The organism is Rhodospira trueperi (assembly GCF_900101965.1).
Classification (GTDB): domain Bacteria; phylum Pseudomonadota; class Alphaproteobacteria; order Rhodospirillales; family Rhodospirillaceae; genus Rhodospira; species Rhodospira trueperi.
In genome coordinates, this window is record NZ_FNAP01000009.1 from 24,969 (window position 1) to 44,803 (window position 19,835).

17 protein-coding genes are annotated in these 19,835 nt (G+C 68.6%); 5 read left to right on the forward strand and 12 right to left on the reverse strand.

The genetic code is table 11. The features are described 5' to 3' along the window. Window positions 1-3: 3 nt before the first annotated feature. The 3 genes from BLS85_RS12285 (at window position 4) to BLS85_RS12295 (ending at window position 3,179) form a co-directional block, all read left to right on the forward strand. A complete protein-coding gene (locus BLS85_RS12285; RefSeq protein WP_092786716.1) occupies window positions 4-966 on the forward strand; it encodes an ABC transporter ATP-binding protein in 963 nt (320 codons plus the stop codon). Then, window positions 963-1,835: an ATP-binding cassette domain-containing protein gene (locus tag BLS85_RS12290; protein ID WP_092786717.1), complete on the forward strand. Its 873-nt coding sequence runs from the start codon at window positions 963-965 to the stop codon at window positions 1,833-1,835. Before BLS85_RS12285 ends, BLS85_RS12290 begins: the two co-directional genes overlap by 4 nt. Window positions 1,836-1,955: 120 nt before the next feature. Continuing rightward, window positions 1,956-3,179: a glycerophosphodiester phosphodiesterase family protein gene (locus BLS85_RS12295; RefSeq protein WP_092786719.1), complete on the forward strand. Its 1,224-nt coding sequence runs from the start codon at window positions 1,956-1,958 to the stop codon at window positions 3,177-3,179. A 274-nt stretch (window positions 3,180-3,453) separates the two neighbouring features. Here BLS85_RS12295 and BLS85_RS12300 read toward each other — a convergent pair whose 3' ends face one another. The 10 genes from BLS85_RS12300 to BLS85_RS12345 form a co-directional block, all read right to left on the reverse strand. Beyond that, window positions 3,454-4,086 (reverse strand): tetratricopeptide repeat protein, encoded by a 633-nt coding sequence (locus BLS85_RS12300; protein ID WP_092786721.1) that lies wholly within the window; start codon window positions 4,084-4,086, stop codon window positions 3,454-3,456. Beyond that, the gene (locus tag BLS85_RS12305) at window positions 4,083-6,461 is read right to left on the reverse strand and encodes a PAS domain-containing hybrid sensor histidine kinase/response regulator (protein ID WP_176793683.1); all 2,379 of its coding nucleotides are present in this window, start codon (window positions 6,459-6,461) and stop codon (window positions 4,083-4,085) included. Before BLS85_RS12305 ends, BLS85_RS12300 begins: the two co-directional genes overlap by 4 nt. 64 nt (window positions 6,462-6,525) lie before the next feature. Beyond that, entirely contained in the window at window positions 6,526-8,097 is a 1,572-nt protein-coding gene (locus tag BLS85_RS12310; protein ID WP_092786725.1) for a leucyl aminopeptidase, read from the reverse strand. A 69-nt stretch (window positions 8,098-8,166) separates the two neighbouring features. Then, on the reverse strand, window positions 8,167-9,585 hold the full coding sequence (locus BLS85_RS12315; RefSeq protein WP_092786727.1) for a leucyl aminopeptidase family protein: 1,419 nt from the start codon (window positions 9,583-9,585) through the stop codon (window positions 8,167-8,169). Window positions 9,586-9,623: 38 nt separating this feature from the next. Further along, window positions 9,624-10,718 (reverse strand): TAXI family TRAP transporter solute-binding subunit, encoded by a 1,095-nt coding sequence (locus tag BLS85_RS12320; RefSeq protein WP_092786729.1) that lies wholly within the window; start codon window positions 10,716-10,718, stop codon window positions 9,624-9,626. A gap of 150 nt (window positions 10,719-10,868) precedes the next feature. Beyond that, window positions 10,869-11,801 (reverse strand): DMT family transporter, encoded by a 933-nt coding sequence (locus BLS85_RS12325; protein WP_092786731.1) that lies wholly within the window; start codon window positions 11,799-11,801, stop codon window positions 10,869-10,871. A gap of 107 nt (window positions 11,802-11,908) precedes the next feature. Further along, window positions 11,909-13,216 carry a dihydroorotase gene (gene pyrC / locus BLS85_RS12330; RefSeq protein ID WP_092786733.1) on the reverse strand — a complete coding sequence of 436 codons (1,308 nt, stop codon included), beginning with the start codon at window positions 13,214-13,216 and terminating at the stop codon, window positions 11,909-11,911. Beyond that, entirely contained in the window at window positions 13,216-14,193 is a 978-nt protein-coding gene (locus tag BLS85_RS12335) for an aspartate carbamoyltransferase catalytic subunit (RefSeq protein ID WP_092786735.1), read from the reverse strand. Before BLS85_RS12335 ends, pyrC begins: the two co-directional genes overlap by 1 nt. A 56-nt stretch (window positions 14,194-14,249) precedes the next feature. Then, window positions 14,250-14,885, reverse strand: a complete 636-nt coding sequence (locus tag BLS85_RS12340; protein WP_092786946.1) for a DUF1013 domain-containing protein — start codon at window positions 14,883-14,885, stop codon at window positions 14,250-14,252. Between the two features lie 183 nt (window positions 14,886-15,068). Beyond that, window positions 15,069-16,091 (reverse strand): NAD(P)H-quinone oxidoreductase, encoded by a 1,023-nt coding sequence (locus BLS85_RS12345; protein ID WP_092786737.1) that lies wholly within the window; start codon window positions 16,089-16,091, stop codon window positions 15,069-15,071. A gap of 476 nt (window positions 16,092-16,567) precedes the next feature. Here BLS85_RS12345 and BLS85_RS12350 point away from each other — a divergent pair, with 476 nt between their 5' ends. After that, window positions 16,568-16,861, forward strand: a complete 294-nt coding sequence (locus BLS85_RS12350; protein ID WP_092786739.1) for a hypothetical protein — start codon at window positions 16,568-16,570, stop codon at window positions 16,859-16,861. A 712-nt stretch (window positions 16,862-17,573) separates the two neighbouring features. Here the strand turns inward: BLS85_RS12350 and BLS85_RS12355 are convergent. Next, window positions 17,574-18,119 carry a hypothetical protein gene (locus tag BLS85_RS12355; RefSeq protein ID WP_245699216.1) on the reverse strand — a complete coding sequence of 182 codons (546 nt, stop codon included), beginning with the start codon at window positions 18,117-18,119 and terminating at the stop codon, window positions 17,574-17,576. A gap of 253 nt (window positions 18,120-18,372) precedes the next feature. On the opposite strand from BLS85_RS12355, the gene BLS85_RS12360 reads away from it, so the two are divergent. Then, the gene (locus BLS85_RS12360; protein ID WP_092786741.1) at window positions 18,373-18,720 is read left to right on the forward strand and encodes a phasin family protein; all 348 of its coding nucleotides are present in this window, start codon (window positions 18,373-18,375) and stop codon (window positions 18,718-18,720) included. A gap of 100 nt (window positions 18,721-18,820) precedes the next feature. Here BLS85_RS12360 and BLS85_RS12365 read toward each other — a convergent pair whose 3' ends face one another. Beyond that, entirely contained in the window at window positions 18,821-19,561 is a 741-nt protein-coding gene (locus BLS85_RS12365) for a helix-turn-helix domain-containing protein (RefSeq protein ID WP_176793687.1), read from the reverse strand. Between the last annotated feature and the right edge of the window lie 274 nt (window positions 19,562-19,835).

Sequence of the window (19,835 nt, forward strand, 5' to 3'; positions counted from 1 at the left end):
GCGGTGGCACTGCTGGAGGTGAGCGGACTCGGCGTCGATGTTGCCGGGCTAACCCTTTTGGACGGCATTTCCCTGCGCCTCGACCGGGGCGGCTCGCTCGGGGTGGTGGGGGAAAGCGGGTGCGGCAAATCCTTGACCGCGCTGTCGATCATGGGCCTGCTGCCGCCGGGCCTGCGGCCACGCGGATCGGTGCGCCTGGACGGCGCCGATCTGCTGGACGCCGACGACCACGCGCTGTGCGCCGTGCGGGGCCGACGCGTGGCCATGGTGTTCCAGGAACCCATGACCGCTCTGAACCCAGTGAAGACCATCGGCGCCCAGGTGGCCGAGGGGCCGCGCCGCCATCTCGGCCTGTCGCGCCGCGCCGCCCGCGAGCACGCCCGCGCGGTGCTGCACCGGGTGGGGCTGGACCCGAGCCGGGTCTCGCCGGACCAGTATCCGCATGAACTGTCTGGCGGGCAGTGTCAGCGGGTGGTGATCGCCATCGCCGTGGCCTGCGGCCCGGCGCTGCTGATCGCCGATGAACCTACCACGGCGCTGGACGTCTCGACCCAGGCCCGCATCCTCGACCTGATCCTCGATCTGGTCGCGGACGAGGGCATGGCGCTGTTGATGATCTCCCACGACATGGCCGTGATCGCCGAGACGGTCACCGACATGGCGGTGATGTACGCCGGCCACGTCGTCGAGGCCGGGACCTGCCGGCGGGTTCTGGGAGACCCCCGGCACCCCTACACGCGCGGCCTGATGGATGCCATGCCGCGCGGAAGTGGGCGTCCCGGCGAGCCGTTGGCCGCCATTCCCGGCACCGTGCCGCCGCCGGGGGCGTGGCCGGCGGGCTGTGCCTTCCGCGACCGCTGCCCGCGCGCGGATGCCGCGTGCGCCATTCGTCCACCGCTGGTGGCGGACGCGGACGGACATGCCGTGGCCTGCCACCGTCCGTTCGGTGCGGGGGAAAGGTCATGACCGATTCTCGGCCCGTTCTAGAGGCGCGCGGCGTGTCCCGCGCCTATCCCCTGCCCCGGCCGCACCCGCTGGCACCGCGCCCGGTGCGTCACGCCGTTGCGGACATCTCGCTGACCCTGGCGCGCGGCGAGAGCCTGGGCATCGTCGGCGAAAGCGGTTGCGGCAAGTCCACCCTGGCCCGATTGCTCACTGCCCTGGAGCCGCCCGACGCGGGAACCGTGCTGATCGCCGGGCGGGACCCCAACGCGCTCGACAAGGCGGCGTTGCGCCGGCTCCGCCGCTCGGTGCAGATGGTGTTTCAGGACCCCATGGGCTCGCTGGATCCGCGTTGGCCGGTCTGGCGCATCGTCGCCGAACCGCTGGTAGGCCTCGCCCCGGAGGTGGCACGCGCCGACCGTCGCGCCCGGGTCGTGGAGGCGTTGGCGGCCGTGGGGCTGGGCGAGGAGACCCTGACCCGCTACCCGCACCAGTTTTCGGGCGGGCAGCGCCAGCGCATCGCCATTGCCCGCGCGCTGGTGACCGATCCGGACATCGTGGTGGCCGACGAGCCGGTCTCGGCGCTGGATGTCTCGGTGCAGGCGCAGGTGCTCAACCTGTTCCTGGAACTGCGGCGGCGGCGCGGGCTGGCGCTGCTGTTCATCAGCCACGACCTCGACGTGGTGCGCCATGTGACCGAAAGGATCATGGTCATGGACCGGGGCCGCGTTGTGGAGGCGGGACCGACCGCCGAGGTGCTGGCCCGCCCGGCGCATCCGCACACGGCGGCCCTGCTGGCGGCGGTGCCGCGCCTGGACGCGGCGTGGACGGGGCGTGAGAGACGGGCGGCGCCCGGCGCCGTCACGGAACATTCACCGTCCCGTCATCGGTGAGAAACGCAATTCCGCTAAAGCCTGACGGGATCCGCGCTGGGCCGCCGATGGCTCCCCGTTGGGCTCCCGTTGGGCCTGGGCCTCGCGTGCCCCCTTCTCACCACCGTTCGGGAGACCCCGATGCTCAAGAAGACCACGCTTGCCTCCGTGGTGGCCGGCGCCGCTCTGGCGACCGGTGCCGCCGCCTCCGCCGCCGATGTCGTCGAACTGGGGCCGCGCCCGTACTTCCTGGTCGACAGCATGGAAGACAGCGCGCTGAAGGAAAAGCTGCTGTCCTGCGCCGCCGGTCCGTTCAAGCCGACCCTGTTCTCCATCGGTCACCGGGGCGCCGCCATGCAGTTCCCCGAGCACACGAAGGAGTCCTACGTCGCCGCCGCGCGCATGGGCGCGGGCATCATCGAGTGCGACGTGACCTTCACCGCCGACAAGGAACTGGTCTGCCGCCACGCTCAGAACGACCTGCACACCACCACCAACATCCTGGCCACCGACCTGGCCGAAAAGTGCACGCAGCCGTTCGTGCCGGCCAGCGGGGACGACAAGGCCCAGGCCGAGTGCCGCACCTCCGACCTGACCCTGGAGGAGTTCCTGTCCCTCGAAGGCAAGATGGACGCCGCCGACGCCGACGCGACCACGGTCGAGGGCTACATGGACGCCACCGCCGGCTGGCGCACCGACCTGTACGCGGCCCCCGGCGGCACCCTGATGACCCATGCGCAGTCGATCGAGCTGATCGCCGGCCTGGGCGCCAAGTTCACGCCGGAGCTGAAGAGCCCGGCGGTGGAGATGCCGTTTGACGGCTTCACCCAGGAAGACTACGCCCAGAAGATGATCGACGAGTACAAGGCCGCCGACATCGCGCCGGAAGACGTCTGGCCGCAGTCGTTCAATCTCGACGACGTGCTGTACTGGATCGAGCACGAGCCCGAGTTCGGCAAGCAGGCCGTGTTCCTGGATGAGGGCACCGGCGAGGAGAGCTGGAGCAACATGGATCCGTCGACCTGGGCGCACGCCATGGCCGACCTGAAGGCACAGGGCGTCCAGTACATCGCCCCCGCGATGTGGATGCTGGTCACCGTCGAGAACGGCGAGATCGTGCCCTCGCGCTACGCCGAGGAAGCGAAGGCCGCCGGCCTGAAGATCATCACCTGGACGCTGGAACGCTCCGGCCCGCTGATGACCGGCGGCGGCTGGTACTACCAGTCCATCGAGGAGGTCACCGACAACGACGGCGTCATGCTGGAACTGCTGGACGTGCTGGCCCAGGACGTCGGCGTGGTCGGCGTGTTCTCCGACTGGCCGGCCACGGTCAGCTACTACGCCAACTGCATGGGCCTGAAGTAAGACGGAAGCCGCTTGATCGTTTCCCTGGTGATGGACGGCGATCCGTAGGTTGGGGTGAGGTGCTGCGCGCCGAACCCCAACGTTGCAGCCCGGTGTTGGGGTTCGCTGTGCTCACCCCAACCTACGTGCGTATGAACGGACCGTCCGGACGCCTTATGAGGGCCGTCTGGTGCATCCGACCGCCGCGTCCCGAACGGGCGCGGCGGTCGGATGCATTGTCGGGCGGTCATGTGGTGCGCAACGCCCCGACCGTGTCCGGGGGAGGGATCGCGTCTCACCCCTCCGGGTCCGAGTCCTCCGCCGCCAGCGCGTCGGCGGCGTCCCGGACGGCGCGGTGCAGGGCCATGAGGTGGCGCAAACGCTCGCGGGTCTCCCTGTCCCGGGGGTCGAGACGGCAGGCCCTCGCCAGCGCCCGGCCCGCGCCCAGGGTATCGCCGGCGGCCGCCAGCGCGGTTCCCAGGCCGGACCATGCCGCCGGGGCCTCGGGGCGCAGCGCCACCACCCGGCGGGCCGCCGCAAGCGCGGTTCGGTGACGCCCGGCGAGACGCGCCACGTCGGCCCACTGGCGCCAGCCGTCCACCGTCTGGGGGCGCACATGAACGGCCCGACGGCAGGCGGTTTCCGCCTCGGCAAAGGCGGCCAGCGCGCCCAGCACCGCGCCCAGGGCGACCAGGGCCTCCGGGTGCGCCGGATCGGCGACCAAGGCGCGACCGCATAGCTCCAGGGCGTGCTTGGGCCGACGCCACGACAGCGCGACCCGCGCCATCAGCGCCCAGGCGTCCGCGTCCAGCGGGTCGGCGTCGGTGCGCGCCCGGCACAGTCTGGCGGCCGTTTCAAGATCACCGTCCCGCCACGCGGTGATGGCCGGAGCCAGGGAACCGGGACTGGCGTCGGACTCGGACGTCATGATCGCGGCCCACTCTCTGGGGTGACGGATCCGTCGCTCCGGTGCAGGGCGCCGATCATCTCCGCCAGCTTCAGCCGCAACTGATCGGGACGCACCGGTTTGCGCAGCACCGGCAGCCCGCCCCGGCTGGCATCGCGCAGACGCTGGCTTTCGGTGTCACCGGTCAGGAGCAGCGCCGGCACCGCGCGGCGGAAATGCCCCCGGGCCAGGGCGACCGCCTCCACCCCCGTGCGTCCGCTGGGCAGGCGGAAGTCGGCCAGCATGACATCCGGACAGGTCAGAGCATCGGTCAACAGCGCCTCCGTCAGGTCCGACAGGCCGGCAAAGGCGGAGACCCGGTGTCCCCAGCCTTCCAGCAGCAACGTCAGACTCTCGCGCACCGCAGCCTCGTCATCCACCACAACCAGATGCAGCAGACCCCGCCCGGCGCGATCAACCGGCGCCGCATCGGAGCCGACCTCTTGGGAAGCACCCTGGGCGCGGCGAGCCGGGGCGCGCTTGCCCGATTCGGGGACCGCTCCGGGCACCTGACAGGGAACGGTGACGGAAAACCGGGAGCCGCGCCCCACGGTCGAGTCCACGGCAACGGCGGCGCCCAGCAGGCGCGCCACACGATTGACAATGCCCAATCCGAGGCCGAGACCGCTGCGTCCCTCGACCCCGGGTTCAGGCATGACGCGGTGGAAATCCTCGAAGATGAGCTGGCGCTGATCGACCGGAATGCCCTCGCCGGTATCGATGATGTCGAGGCGCAGCCGCTGTCCGCCCTCCAGGCGCCGCGCGCCCAGTAACACCCGGCCGCCGTGATGCGTGTACTTCAGCGCGTTGCCGATCAGGTTGCGCAGGATGATCTCCAGCAGGGCCGGATCGCTGAACACCGTCGCCGTGGGCGGCACGACCCGCAGAGTCAATCCGATGTCGGCCGCCATCGGCGTGAATTCCTCGGCCAGCCGCCGGATCATGGGGTGGATGTCGAAGGCCCGCTGATCGGGCAGGATGGCGCCGCCTTCCAGCTTGGAGATGTCCAGCAGCGTGTTCATGAGATCGGCCAGACCCTCAAGCGAGCGTTCGACCTTGGCCAGGATGTCCTTCTTGGCGGGATCGGTCTCGCGCCCGGACAGCACGGAGACGAACAGGTTGAGCGCCTGCAACGGCTGGCGCAGGTCGTGACTGGCCGCCGCTAGGAACCGGGTCTTGGCCAACAGGGCCTGCTCGGCGGTGGCGACGGCCTCGTGCAGGCCGACTTCCGCCTCGACCTGACGGGTGATGTCCTGCAGATGCATGATCAGGTGATGGGGCCGGCCGTGCCCGTCACGCGCCAGCGCCACGCTGACATGGCCGCGCAGGTCGGTGCCGTCGGGCCGAACGAACCGCATTTCTCCGGCGAACACCCGCACATCGTCGGTCAGCAGCCGGCGGGCCGCCTCCAGGTAAACATTGTGGTCCTCGGGATGGGACACCGCCGTCACATCGAGCGACGTCAGGGTGGCCTCGTCCCGATTCAGGATGCGACACAGGGCGGTGTTGACCTCGATGAACCGTCCGTCGAGCCCGCACATGGCCATGCCGTGGGGTGCGGCCTCGAACGCCTCGCGGAAGCGGCTTTCGCTGGCCCGCAGGGCGGCCTCGACCTCGTGACGCCGCGACGTGTCGATGAACTGGCCGATGATCTCGCGCGGGGTGCCGTCGGGATCGCGCGTCATGACCCGCGTCACGTGGGCCCAGATAACGGTTCCGTCCGCCCTGAGAAAGCGCTTTTCGGCGTCGAACGGGGTGGTGTCGCCGGCCAGCGCGGCGTCGAGCCACGCAATGTCGCGGGCCCAGTCGTCCACATGCGTGACGGACAGCAGCGAGCGACCGATCAGATCGGTCTCGGGATGGCCCAGCATGTCCAGCAGGGCGCGGTTGACGCGGCGCCAGCGCCCTTCGGTGTCCAGCAGCGCCATGCCTTGAGGGGCGCGGTCGAAGGCGTTCCGGAACCGGTTCTCGCTGCGGCGATCCGCAGGGGCTGCTTCCGGGAAGACCTCCTCATCCTCGAACACGGCCACGACCGCCGGGTCGGGACCGTCAACGGCGGCAATGGTGCAGCGGACCAGCCGAGAGCCGCCATCGGTGGCCGGGATGCGCTCGGCCACGCGGCTCGGCCCGACATCGGTCGTGGCGTGCAGCAGGGCCTCCATGCGCGCGCGCCGTCTCGCGGCGATGTTCCCGGCAAGGGGCTCGAAATAGTCGGTGCCGATCAGCGCGTCCGGCGCGTCCACCTCCCGGGCGTCGGCGGCGGCCGCGTTGGCGGCCAGAATGCGCCCCGCGTCATCCAGCAGGAAGACGGCCTGCGGAGACATCTCCCACAACCGATCAAGCGTCACAGCCGCCATGCGGTGGTCTTCCTCGCTGGGGGGCGATCCGGACGACCGCCGCCCGACGACCGCGCCAGTCGCGTCACTTTTTCTTGGTCTTGCCTGATTTCCCGCCCTTGTCCTTGGCGGTCTTGCCTTTGCCGGCCTTGCCGCCATCGCCCTCGATCAGGTCGGCGACCACGCGGTCGAGCAGGCGCACGCCGAAGCCGGTCGCGCCTTTGGGCACCGTCGCCTTGTCCTTCTTCGACCACGTCACCCCGGCGATGTCCAGGTGCGCCCAGGGCGTGTCCTTGCTCTTCAGGAAGCGCTGAAGGAACTGCGCAGCGGTGATCGATCCGGCCTCGCGGTTGCCGGCGTTCTTCATGTCGGCGATGTCGGAGCGGATCATCTTGTCGTAGGCCTCGCCCAGGGGCAGGCGCCAGACCTTCTCGTCCATCTGGGTGCCGGCCTCGGTGATGGCCTCCGCCAGATCGTCGGCGTTCGAGAACAGGCCGGCGTGCTCCCCGCCCAGACTGATGATGATGGCCCCGGTCAAGGTCGCCAGATCAATGATCCGGCTGGGCTTGAAACGGTCCTGCGCGTACCACAGCACATCGGCCAGAACGAGGCGACCCTCGGCGTCGGTGTTGATGACCTCCACGGTCTGGCCGGACATGGTGGTGACCACGTCGCCGGGTCGCTGCGCGGTACCGGAGGGCATGTTCTCGACCAGCCCGCACAGCCCGACCACGTTGGCGTCGGCCTTGCGCCCGGCCAGGGCCTTCATCAGGCCGGCCACCACGCCGGCCCCGCCCATGTCCCACTTCATGTCCTCCATGCCGGCGGACGGCTTGATGCTGATGCCGCCGGAATCGAAGGTCACACCCTTGCCGATGAAGGCGATGGGCGCCGCGTCCTTGTCCTTGGCGCCTTTGTACTCCATCACCAGCAGGCGCGGCGGGCGCGCCGAGCCCTGGGCCACGCCCAGCAAGGCACCCATGCCCAGCTTGCGCATTTTGGCCTCGTCCAGAACCTCGACGGTCACACCCAGATCCGCGAGATCCTTGACTCGCTCGCAGAAGCTTTCGGGGTAGATCACGTTGGCAGGCTCGCTGACCAGGGATCGGGTCAGGTCCACGCCCTCCGCCACGGCCTGCATCGGCGCAAACGCCTTTTTGGCTTCGGCTTGATCATCGGTCAGGATCGTCACCTTGCGCAACGCGGGCTTTTCCTCCGGCTTCTCCCGGGTGCGGTAACGGTCGAAGCGGAAGCCGCCCAGCGTCGCGCCCATGGCGACGCGCGCGGCCGCCTCGACGGCCGAAACCGGGGCGTCCTCGGGCAGATCCGGGTCCAGTGCCGCCGTTTCGTCGCCCAGCGCGCCCAACCGGCCAACGGCGGTGCCACCGAAGCTCTCCAGCGTGCCGGCGGTGATCGCATCCAACTTGCCGAGCCCGATCAGGATCACCCGGTCCAGGGTGACGCCGTGTGGAGCGTTCACCACCAGGGACTTACCGGCCTCGCCCTTGAACCGCTCGGCCTTGAGCGCGCGCCCAAGCTGGCCGCCGGTCAGTTCGTCAAGCTCTGTCCCGGTTGAGCCCAGGGTGTTGTCCTCACGGACTCCGATGACCAGAGCGCCCTTGTCGGGAATGGCGGGCTTGGCGAACGTGACTTTCATTGATGGGTCCTTTTCCGGAGGGGTTGCTCACCTGATGATCGGTAAGCCTGCGGCTGTTTCAGGAACATTTCAAGCACCGAACCGCCGTTCGATGAGTCCGTACAGTGCCGTCAGACCCTGTACCGCGCCGCCCTCGGGGCGGCCGGGCTTGGTTTTCGGGTTCCAGGCGTACAGATCCAGGTGCGCCCACGGTGTCTCCGGCGACACGAACTCGGCCAGGAACAGGGCGGCCGTGATGGCCCCGCCGAGCCGCCCGCTGCCGGTGCTGGAGATGTCGGCGACGGTGCTGTCCAGCATCGCCCGGTAAGGCACGTGCAGGGGCAGGCGCCAGACCGGTTCGTCCACCGCCGTCGCCGCGTCGAGCAGATCCGCCGCCAGCGCGTCATGACGCGTGAACAAGGCCGAGATGTTCGGCCCCAGGGCCACCCCCCCGGTCAGCGTCGCCATGTCCAACAGCAGGGCCGGCCGCTCGCCGTCCGCCTCGGCCAAGGCGTCGGCCAGCACCAGCCGGCCCTCGGCGTCGGTATCGCCGACCTCGACGGTCAGGCCCTTGCGGGTGGCCAAGACGTCGCGTGGCCGGAAACTGGTGCCGGAGACCATGTTCTCCACCGCCGGGATCAGAACCCGCAGGCACACCGGCAGGCCGGCGTCCATGATCATGTGGGCCAGCCCCAGGGCATGCGCGGCGCCGGCCATGTCCTTTTTCATCACCAGCATGGCGCTGGCCGGCTTCAGGTCCAGCCCGCCGGAATCGAACACCACGCCCTTGCCCACCAGGGTGACCCGCGGCCGCGCCGCATCGCCCCAGCGCAGGTCGAGAAGGCGCGGCGCCCGGGCGCTGCCCTTGCCGACGGCGTACACGGCGGGCCAGTTCTCCGCCGGCAGGGCATCGCCGACGATCTCGTGAAAGCGGGCGCCATGGTGCTCGGCCAGGGCACGGGTCTCGGCGGCCAGTTCGGCCGGCCCCAGGTCGGCGGCGGGCGTGTTGACCAGATCGCGCACCCATGCCACGGCGGCAACGCGCCGGCGCACGGCGGCCCGGCCGACGCCGGCCGGCCAGACCAGCCGGGCCGGCGGATCGCCCGGCGCGGTCTTGTAGCGGTCGAAGCGATAGGCGCCGAGCGCCCAGGCCAGCGCCGCCGTCTCAGCAAGATCGGCGCCGTCCCCGTCCGCCAGCGCGTAGGCGCCCGCGGGAAGGGCGCGCGGCAGGCCGGCCAGTGCCCACGGGTCGTCGCCGTCACCAAGTCCCACCAGCACCCCGGCTCGGGTTCCGCCGTCGCCCGGCAACGGACAGACCGCACCGGCCCGCCCGGTGAAACCGGCGGCGCGGACCCAGGCGGCACGCTCCGGCGGTTGTTCGGCCAGCCAGGCCTCCAGGGCATCGGTTCGGATCGGGATGAGCGGGACCGCCGGCGCGCCCTCGGCGGGCGCTTCGACAAGCGCGTCAAGGCAGGGCGGATCCGGCCGGAACAGGAAGGGTTCGGCCATGCGTGAAGAGACTCCGGCAGCGCGGACAGGGACGGGGCTCAGGGCAGATAGCCCGCCTCCTCGTAGTACCTTTGCGCGCCGGCATGCAAGGGAATCCCGGTGCCGTGGGGCGCCAGCGCCGGGGTCAGCATCTCTGGCTCGTCCTCGGACCCGAACAGACCGCGCACGTTGGGATGCCAGATGGCCCGGGTGATCCCGTGGGCAGTCTCGGTGTCCAGGGTCTTGGTGGTCACCAGGACCGCCGCGACGGCCAGCGTAGACACCGGCTCCGGGACTCCGGCATAGACGCCACCGGGAATGACGCCGGCGGACAGGTAGGGGTGGCGACCGGACATCCCGGCAAAGGTCTCTCCATTCAGGTCCAGCAGACGGATGGGCAGTGCCTCGGCCAGTTCGGTCACCACGGTCACCGGCGCCGCGCCGACGAAGAAGAAGGCCTCGATCTCTCCGGCCACCAGTTGGTCGGCCGCTGGCCCCGGCCGGTCGTAAACCGGCTCGACATCGTCTTCCGTCAGGCCGTGCGCGGCGAGAACAAGGCGGGCGTCCACCAGCGTTCCCGAGCCCAGTTCACCCAGGGCCACGCGGCGCCCGCGCAGATCCTCCACGCGGGTCACGTCGCTGTTCGCGCGCACCACCAGATGCATCTTCTCATCATAGAGGCGGGCCAGCGCAACCAGATCCGGCATCGGTCCCACATCCTCGAAGACGGCGCTTCCAGAGCGCGCCCAGTAGGCGATGTCCGCCTGACACAGCGCGAGATTGAGCGTCCCCGCCGCCAGCCCCCGGATGTTATCCACCGAGCCGCCGGTGGACTGCGCCACCGCGATCAGGCCGGGCACGCCGCAACTGCCGCCCTTCTCGCACGGGCGGGCGCCGGGTGGGCGGCTGATGGCGTTGGCGATCATCCCACCGATGGGGAAGTAGTGGCCGGCGGCGGAGCCGGTGCCGATTCGCATGAAGCGCTGGCCCGCCGCCGTGGACGGATCCTGCGCCCGGACGATGCCGGCGGTCGACAGGGCGAGAGCGGGCACGGTCAGGGCACCCAGACCAAGCGCCCACGCATACCCCAGGACATCACGGCGTCTCGGGGGCGATGTCCCCAAGGCGTCGGCGTCCGGTCGTCTCGCCCGCATTGATTGTGCCCTCCGTTATCTTGGCGCCAAGCTGGCCAGGACTGACATGCCCACGATCACGCCACGCCGATAGGCTAAACGGGAATCTGGGTGATATTCGGGCAATTTGACCGCCGATTCCAGAGGTCCGCGCGATCCATCACCGAAACGTCATGCGCGCGGACGGCGCGGCCATCCGCCCGAGGCCAGCAGCACGCCCAGGACAGCCACCCCCATGCCGGCCAGCGCCAGCACGCCGAGACGCTCATCGAACAGCGCCCAGGCCAGCAGGGCCGTCACCGGCGGCACCATGTAGAACAGGCTGGCCACCCGCGCCGCCTCGCCCAGCCGGATCAGCACCATCAACAGCGTCACCGCGCCGATCGACAGCACCACCACCAGCCACGCCAGACCGAAGATGAACCCCGGCGTCCAGGTGATGGTCATGTCCTCGCCCGTGATCAGGGCCACAGCCAGCATCACCGGGGTGGCGGCGGCGAACTGGACCACGCCGCCGCTGCGCGGGTCGAGTCCGCCGCAGAACCGTTTCTGGTACAGGGTGCCGGCGGTGATGCCGAAGACCGCGAACACGGCGGACGCCACCGCGCCGGGACCGAAGCCAGCAAACAGGGCACCACTTCCGGGGTCCAGCTTCTCGGCCAGCACCATGGCGACGCCGACCAGCCCCAGCCCCAGTCCCAGCCACTGCCGACCGCTGACCCGCTCGCCCAGCAGCGGCCCGGCGGCAACGGCCGTCAGCAGCGGCTGGAGGCTGGCGATCAGCGCGGCGATGCCGGCCGGCAGGCCGCCCTCGATGGCCGCGAACACGCCGCCCAGGTAGCATCCATGCAGCAGCACACCGGTGACCGCCGCATGACCGTACAACCCCGGCCGCTTTGGCCAGGCGGCGCGGGTCAACCACGCCAGCGGCACGAACAGCGCCGCCGTGATGACGAACCGCAGCGCCAAGAAGGACAATGGTGCACTGTGCGGCAGCACGAATCGCGCGCCGATGAACCCCGTGCTCCACAGCAGCACGAAAACCGCCGGCATGGCGATGATGGCCGCGTCGCGCGCGGACAGGGAACCGGGCCGGGAGGGCATGCGGGAGTCACTTTCAGGTGGGGGCGATCAACGCCCCTCACAGTGCCCGCTGCGGCGCGGTCTGGCAATCGGGGCCATGTCAGATCATGATCGCGGGGCTATCGGCGCTACGCCGTGCCCTCCGGGAACACGGCGCGACCGTCCACAACGGTGCGGATCACCTTGCCCTGCACCAGATGGCCGTCGAACGGCGAGTTCTTGGACTTGGAGCGCATGGTGTCGGCGACCACCTTCCACGGCGCGTCGGGATCGAAGATCACCAGATCGGCCGGCACCCCGGTGCGCAGGCGGCCGGCCTCCAGCCCCAGCAGGTCGGCGGGCGCGCGGGTGACCAGATCCAGCGCACCCAGCAGCGACAGGTGACCGTGCTGCACCAGCCGCAGCGTCACCGGCAGCAACGTCTCCAGGCCGATGCCACCGAACGCCGCGAGATTGTACGGCAGCCGTTTCGTATCGGCGTCCTGGGGACAGTGGTCGGAGGCGATGACGTCAATGGTACCGTCGGCCAGCCCCTCGACCACGGCCTGACGATCGGCCTCGCCACGCAGCGGCGGCGACAGCTTGGCGAAGGTGCGGTAGTCGCCGACCTCCAGTTCGTTCAGCGCAAAATAAAAGGGGGCGGTGTCACAGGTCACGCGCAGCCCGGCGGCCTTGGCCTTGCGGATGATGTCCACGCCGTCGGCGGTGCTGACATGCGCGGCGTGATAGCGCGCTCCGGTCATGCCGACCAGCCGCATGTCGCGTTCCAGCATGATGATTTCCGCCTCGCGCGGAATGCCGCGCAGACCCAGGCGGGTGGCCATCTCACCGCTGTTCATGACGCCGGTGGCCAGCGTGGGCTCCTCCGGGTGCTGGATCACCAGCAGGTCGTGACTGGCGGCATAGTCCAGGAGCCGGCGCATCACCTGGGCGTCGGCGATGGCCTTGATGCCGTCGGTGAAAGCCAGCGCGCCGGCCTCGCGCAACAGGCCGATCTCGGCCAGTTCCTGACCCTCCAGGCCCTTGGTGGCGGCGGCGGTGGTAAACACCTTGGCCAGCCCGATCAGGCGCGCGCGGCGGGCGACGAACTCCACGGCGGCCTCGTCGTCGATCACCGGGTTGGTGTTGGGCAGGCCGACCATGGAGGTCACACCGCCGGCGGCGGCGGCGCGCCCGGCACTCTTGAAGCTTTCCTTGTGCTCCTGGCCGGGCTCGCGCAACTGCGTGCGCATATCCACCAGACCGGGGGCGAGACAGGCGCCGCCGCAGTCCACCACCCGGGCGCCGACCGGGGCGCCGTCGGCGAACAGCCCGGGGGCGAGATGGACGATATGCTCGCCCTCGGTCAGCAGACCGCCCATGGCGTCCAGGCCGCTGGCCGGGTCCAGCAGGCGGGCGTTGACATAGGCCACGCGGCCGGGGGCGTCGATGGCCATCAGGCGCCTCCCGCCCCGACGAAGGGTTGATTGCGTCGCGTCTGATCGAGGTTGCCGGCCAGCAGCCGCAACACCGCCATGCGCACGGCCACCCCCATTTCCACCTGTTCGCGGATCACGCTGCGCTCGAAGTCGTCGGCGACGTCGGAGTCGATCTCCACCCCCCGGTTCATCGGCCCGGGGTGCATGATCAGCGCGTCCGGCCGCGCCCGCGACAGCTTGTCCCGGTCCAGGCCATAGAATCGGAAGTACTCGCGCACCGACGGGATGAAGTTGCCCGTCATGCGCTCGGTCTGAAGCCGCAGCATCATGACGATGTCGCAGTCGGTCAGGCCCTCGCGCATGTTGGTGAAGACCTCCACGCCCATGGCGGCGCACGACGCGGGGACCAGCGTGCGCGGCCCGATCAGACGCACCTGGGTACCCATGGTGGTCAGCAGGTGGATGTTGGAGCGCGCCACCCGGCTATGCAGCACGTCCCCGCAGATGGCCACCCGCAGGCCGTCCAGCCGGCCCTTGCGGCGGCGGATGGTGAGCGCGTCCAGCAACGCCTGGGTGGGGTGTTCGTGGCTGCCGTCACCGCCGTTGACGACGGCGCAGTTGACCTTCTCCGCCAGCAGCTTGACCGCGCCCGATTCCGGATGACGGACCACCAGGACATCCGGGTGCATGGCGTTCAGCGTCACCGCCGTGTCGATCAGGGTCTCGCCCTTGGCCACGGAACTTGTGGAGACCTGCATGTTGATGACTTCGGCGCCCTGACGCTTTGCGGCCAGTTCGAACGAGGTGCGGGTGCGGGTCGAGTTCTCGAAGAACAGATTGATGACGGTGCGGCCGGCCATGCCGTCGCTGGCCTTGTCGGCGCCCCGGCATTGATCGACGTGGCCGTCGGCGAGATCCAAAAGATGCTGGATTTCCGGGGGGGTGAGTCCCTGGATGCCGAGCAGATGGCGATGCGGAAAGGCGGCGTCCGTCATGGTGCGCGGACCATAGCGCCGGGCGGCGATGGCGGCAAGGGGTTGGCGGCCTCCCCTCAATCCGCGTGATCGTCGGGCACGGCGGGGGCCAGCGGATCGTCGCCGTGGTGGTCGGGCGCGGGCTCATCGGCGACCGGCGGCGTCGGCGGCTCGGTGCGCTCGACATGGCCGGCGCGGCCACGGGCGATGATGATCGCCTTCTCGAGGTCGGCCTCGTTGCACAGGCCCAGGATCACCGGATTGCGGGCCTTGATGTTGGGCGCGTTCCAGTGCGAGCGGTCTCGAATGGCCTGGATGGTTGGCTTGGTGGTGCCCAGCAGCTTGCAGACCTGCGCGTCGGTCAATTCCGGATGGTTCTTCAGCAGCCACGCGATCCCGTCGGGGCGGTCGTGGCGCTTTGACACCGGCGTGTAGCGCGCGCCCTTCTGGCGGGCCTGCGGCAGGGGATTCTCACTCTTCTGCAACACCAAGCGCGCGTCCGGATCGGCCTGGCAGCGGTCCAACTCCGCCTGGGACAACTGGCCGTTGGTCAACGGGTCCAGCCCGGTGATGCCGATGGCGACCTCGCCGTCGGCGATGGCCTGGATCTCCAGTTCGTGCATGCCGCAAAAATCCGCGATCTGTTCAAATGTGAGCGCGGTGTTCTCCACCAGCCACACGGCGGTGGCCTTGGGCATCAGCGGCAGAGCCATCGGTTCGATCCTCCAGGCGGTCTCAAGAAAAGCGTCGGCGCCGAACACGACAACGGCCCGCCGGATCCGGTTGGACCCGGTGGACCTCCGTCCTCGGCGTCTTGGAGAGCGTGAGAGTCCAGGCTCCGGATCGGGTGTCGAAACGCCCAGAACGCGCGGAGCATTCCTCATTTATGTGGCCGCTCAAGCGTCGATGGTCAAGACAATCTTGCCGGTGTGAGCGCTGGATTCCATCAGGACATGGGCCTCGGCGGCCTTGTCCAGGGGCAGGGTGGCATGGATCACCGGGGCGACCGTGCCGGCTTCCAGCAGCGGCCAGACGTGCTCATGGACCGCCCGGGCGATGCGCCCCTTCGCCTCCACCGACTGCGCCCGCAGGGTTGAGCCGGTCAGGGTCAGCCGCTTCAGCATCACCGGCATGAAATTCATCTCCACCTTTGAGCCCGCCAGAAACGCGATGGAGACGTGGCGGCCGTCCGGCGCCAGAATGGAGACGTTGCGCGGCAGATAGTCGCCGCCGACCATGTCCAGAATGACATCGACACCCTTGCCCTCGGTGGCGGTCTTGATCGCCGCGACGTAGTCCTCGGTCCTGTAGTTGATGGCCAGATCGGCGCCCAGGGCGCGGCAGGCGGCGCACTTCTCGTCGCTACCGGCGGTGGTGGAGACGGTGGCGCCGAAGGCCTTGGCAAGCTGGATGGCGGTGGTGCCGATACCGCTGGAGCCACCATGCACCAGGAACCGCTCCCCCGGGCGCAGCGCGGCGCGCTCGAAGACATTGTGCCAGACGGTGAACACGGTTTCGGGCAGCGCCGCCGCCCTGACCATGTCATAGCCGCCGGGGATGGGCAGCACCTGGGGCGCGGGCGCGGCCACATAGCCGGCATAGCCACCGCCAGCCAGAAGGGCGCAGACCCGCGCGCCGACCGCCAACCCGCCGGTGTCGCCGGACCCCAGGGCGACGATCTCGCCCGCCACCTCCAGCCCCGGCAGGTCAGACGCGCCCTTGGGCGCCGGATAGTGACCCAGGCGCTGGATCACGTCCGGGCGGTTGATGCCGGCGGCATGCACCCGGATCAGCACCTCGCCCTCGCCCGGACGCGGCACCGGCCGTTCGGCCGGCACCAGAACCTCCGGGCCACCGGGACGGCTGATCTCGACGCAGGGCATGGTGTCAGGCAGGGACGGAGACTCGGTCGCGGTCATGGGGCGGGCTCTCCCGTGGGTTTGCATGAGATTGATACTCAAAGGATGATCAGGTCTCTGGACGCCGTGTTCGGACGTGGGGCGGGTCGCCAAAGGGCACCCGCCATCGATCAAGACCCCGGCGACGGTCCTAAGGCCACCCGCCTGACATTCGCAACACAATCAAACGGAAACGGTCTGCGAACCCTAATCGCCTCGCGGGGGCGGCGACAAGGGCGAAGCCTTGCCTGCAGGACAGTAGCCCCGGGCGCGCCGGCCCCGGGCGCCCGGGGCCGTTTCGGCCCTGCGATAACGCAGGCTGGGAGTGCGTTGATTTGCGTCGATGACTCGCTTGCTTCCCTGGGCGCGGCTCTGGAAACACACCGCATAACCCTTGATTTTTGTACGGTATTATGCCAGTGTGTAGAGGCCCTAGTGCGTAGGGCGACCACGGGGAGGGAGCCCCCGAGGGGGCGGATCCCTCCGGGAGGTGAACCATGTTGGTGGACCGAACTCTGGTGGCTTCTGACGTCCCCTACATCAAGGTGCTCGCCAGTGGCCTGGATATGCCGCCCATCGTGGCCGGAGCGTGGGCCGAAATGACGCTGGCACAGCCGCATGGCGCCGAAAAGGTTCACGAGATGCTGGAACGGTGCGTTCACAACGCGGATGCACAGGGCGATGGAGCCCTGGCGGCCTCTTGGCGCGATGCGTTGGGGACCTTCGATGCCACACTGCGCGTCGGTGCGCCGTCTGATGACAGCGTGCCCCGAAGGGAGACGCGGCACTGAGACAGAAGAGGCCATGACCGGGCGGCGTCCCGGTCATTGCCTCGGCACCGTGGCGTTCTGAAAGGATCCGCGTTGCGAAAATGACATGACCTTGCCATTGATCCGCCATACCTTGAGAGACATATAATGAGCATCGGGTTTGCCCGGAGGGTGAGCCTGAACCTCGAGGCAGCGAGGATATCTCCGAAATCCAGTGTTGTACCCTCCACGAGGCGGGGTCTTGAACAAGAACCCCGCATAGGCAGAGCAAGACCCGGCGGGCGCATGCTTCAGCCACATGTCGTCCGCCGGCCCTGACGCGAAACCGCGCCCGTCGCACCTCCCCTGTGCGGCGGGCGTTTCGTTGTCGGACAGGCCTGCCCCGTGCCCGGTCCTCCCTCCGGATCGATCATTGGAGCGATGACAAAAAAGTCATGTGGCGGAAAACTCCCTGTCACGGTCGGATATCTATAGTCACATCATCAGGAGCGGCCAACCGGGCCAACCTTGAACCTCGTGGCAGCGAGGATCCTTCGAAATTCAGCCATAACCCCCTCCACGGACGGACCCTTCAGCAAGGTTCGCTCCAACATCCAGAGCAAGACCCCGCGAAAGTCGCGCTTCAGCCACGTGATGATCGCACATTGAACGACCCGACACCCGTCACGCTCCCCCGTGGCGGGTGTCGTCGTTTAGACGTTCGTGAATAAAGCAGGGGCCAGAGCCCGTCCCCTCAATACCCCAGGATGGCGTCGATCTCACCCTGGTCCAGGGTCGTCTGGGCGCCGTGGATGATGGCGCTGGCCATGTCCATCAGGCGCTGCAGCGCGCGACTGGCCGAGCGGGCCTGTTCCGCAACAGCGTCTGTCCTGCCCTCGGCGAGGGCTGTTTCCATGCATCCGATCGTGTAGAGGGCGAGTCCATTCATACGCGTGATGGTGTCGTCGAACGGCTGGCGATAGCGCGACGGACAGTACCCGTAGGCCTCAATGGCTAGGTCCTTGTCGCGGAAGGTGCTGTCGGCGAAGTGGTCGGCGTACGATTTCGGCTGCCACGCGGCGCATTCCTCGACCAAGTCCGGCATGTCCGGAACCATGTCGAGAAGCATGACGATTTCATTGAAATGATTGAGGTAGTCCGTTGCCAGAAGGGTCTCGGGATTGATGTTGCTGCCCTGGACTCGCCCCCGCAGGGCTGCGCATTCGGGTCCGTCGTCCTCTTCCCGGGCCGCGTCGGTCGGGACGTGCCGCGCCGTCGCAACACCCTCCGAATCCGTCATGTCCTGCTTCCTCCAGCGCGGTTTCCGGTCAACCTAACGGCTCAGTATACCACCTTGACCGGGCCGGTGGAATCCGTCGAGCCCACCGGCCGCACGGCTTATTGTGCAGTGCACAAAAAACGGGTTGACTCGGCGGCGAAACGGACTAGAGTCGAGATATGTTGCAGTGCAGCATACGGGCCGTCACCGAGGCGGCTCCCCCGCGCACCGCTGTGACCGTCACGAGACCGTTCCGCAAAAAGGGGTAGCAGCCATGATTCGCAGCTATGAAGACCTGATGTCCTTCAACAAGGACAACATCGACGCCGCCACCGCCGCTGGCAAGGCGTTCGCGAAGGGCCTGGAGGATATCAGCAAGGAAGCCGTGAGCTTCTCGTCCAAGTCCATGGACGGCGCCGTGGCCGCCAGCAAACAACTCGGCGCCTGCAAGACCCCGGCTGATTTCACCAACCTTCAGACCAAGCTGGTCAAGGACAATTGGGAGATCATGGTCGCCCAATCGAAGAAGATGACCGAGCTGTCCAATGACGTCCTGAAGAGCGCCATGAGCCCGTTGCAGGCCCGCACCAAGACGGTCCTGGAGACCTTCGTCTCCGCCTGATTGGCGCTGGAAAAGCCCTGATTCGGACATGCGTGAAGAGCCCCGCGCCGCCCGGCACGGGGCTCATCGCTGTCTGGAGTCCGAATGGGAGGCGCGCGCTCTACTGCACCGAAATCAGACCGGCCGCCAGGGCCAGGCTGGTCGCATGGGTGCGGTTGTTGGCGCCCAGTTTGCGGCAGGCGTTGGCAATGTGGAAGTTGACGCCGGAGACCGAGATCCCCAGGGCCGTGCCGACATCCCGGGTGGTCAGACCCCGGGCGCTGAGGCTCAACACCTCGCGCTCACGCCCCGTCAGCGCCGGGATGGCCAGTGAATCGTCCTCGTGCAACTGACGCAGGCGCAACAGGGCCTGTGTTGCGGCGTGCGCCAGCGCAAGGCCCGTGTTGCGCACATGTCGGTCCAACCACGATCCGTTCTCCCGGGACAGCAGGATCATTCCGGAGGGACACCGGTCGACCCAACAGCGCACGGGAACGACCAGAAGCGCGCCATACCCGGCGGCCTGGGCGGCGTCGGCGAATCTCGACCCCCGGGACCCGGTTTCCATATCACCGATCGGAACCACGAACGGCCGGGGGCTCGCCGTCATGTCGCGAAAAACGCTGTCGTCGTGCGTGGCACCCTCGCAGGCGTGACGAACCGGGGCCTCGACGGACGCCATCACGTCCCGCTTGGACGGGCTTCCCTTCAGCGCGCCCGGAAGACAGGTCAGACAGACAATCCCGTCGATCCCAAAACACCGGAAGTGTTCGGCCGTCACGGTCCAAGCGACCGCTCGCGTCGGCGCCTCGGCCAAGTGACCAAGGAAGGTATCCAGGCTGGCCTCCAACGTCATGAGCATGTTCCGGCGACCTTTCGGGTCAACTTTGTTGAAGCGTTCGTGCTGGGCCACATTCTGTCCTGCGGGGGTCGTTTGGTCTGGAGACAGCATCAAAAACACAATAAATTTGTATCCAAGCCCTCGTGGCGGCACAACTCGTCCGGAAGTTATATCGACCTTCTCTCTACTCCGTATTGATCGCGCTTCGCGGCAACCATGTCGCATGTGACTCCGGAGCCTGCCCGCCTGCCATTTTGTTGCGGCGGTTCCGCAATGCATCGGCCCATGGTAAGGA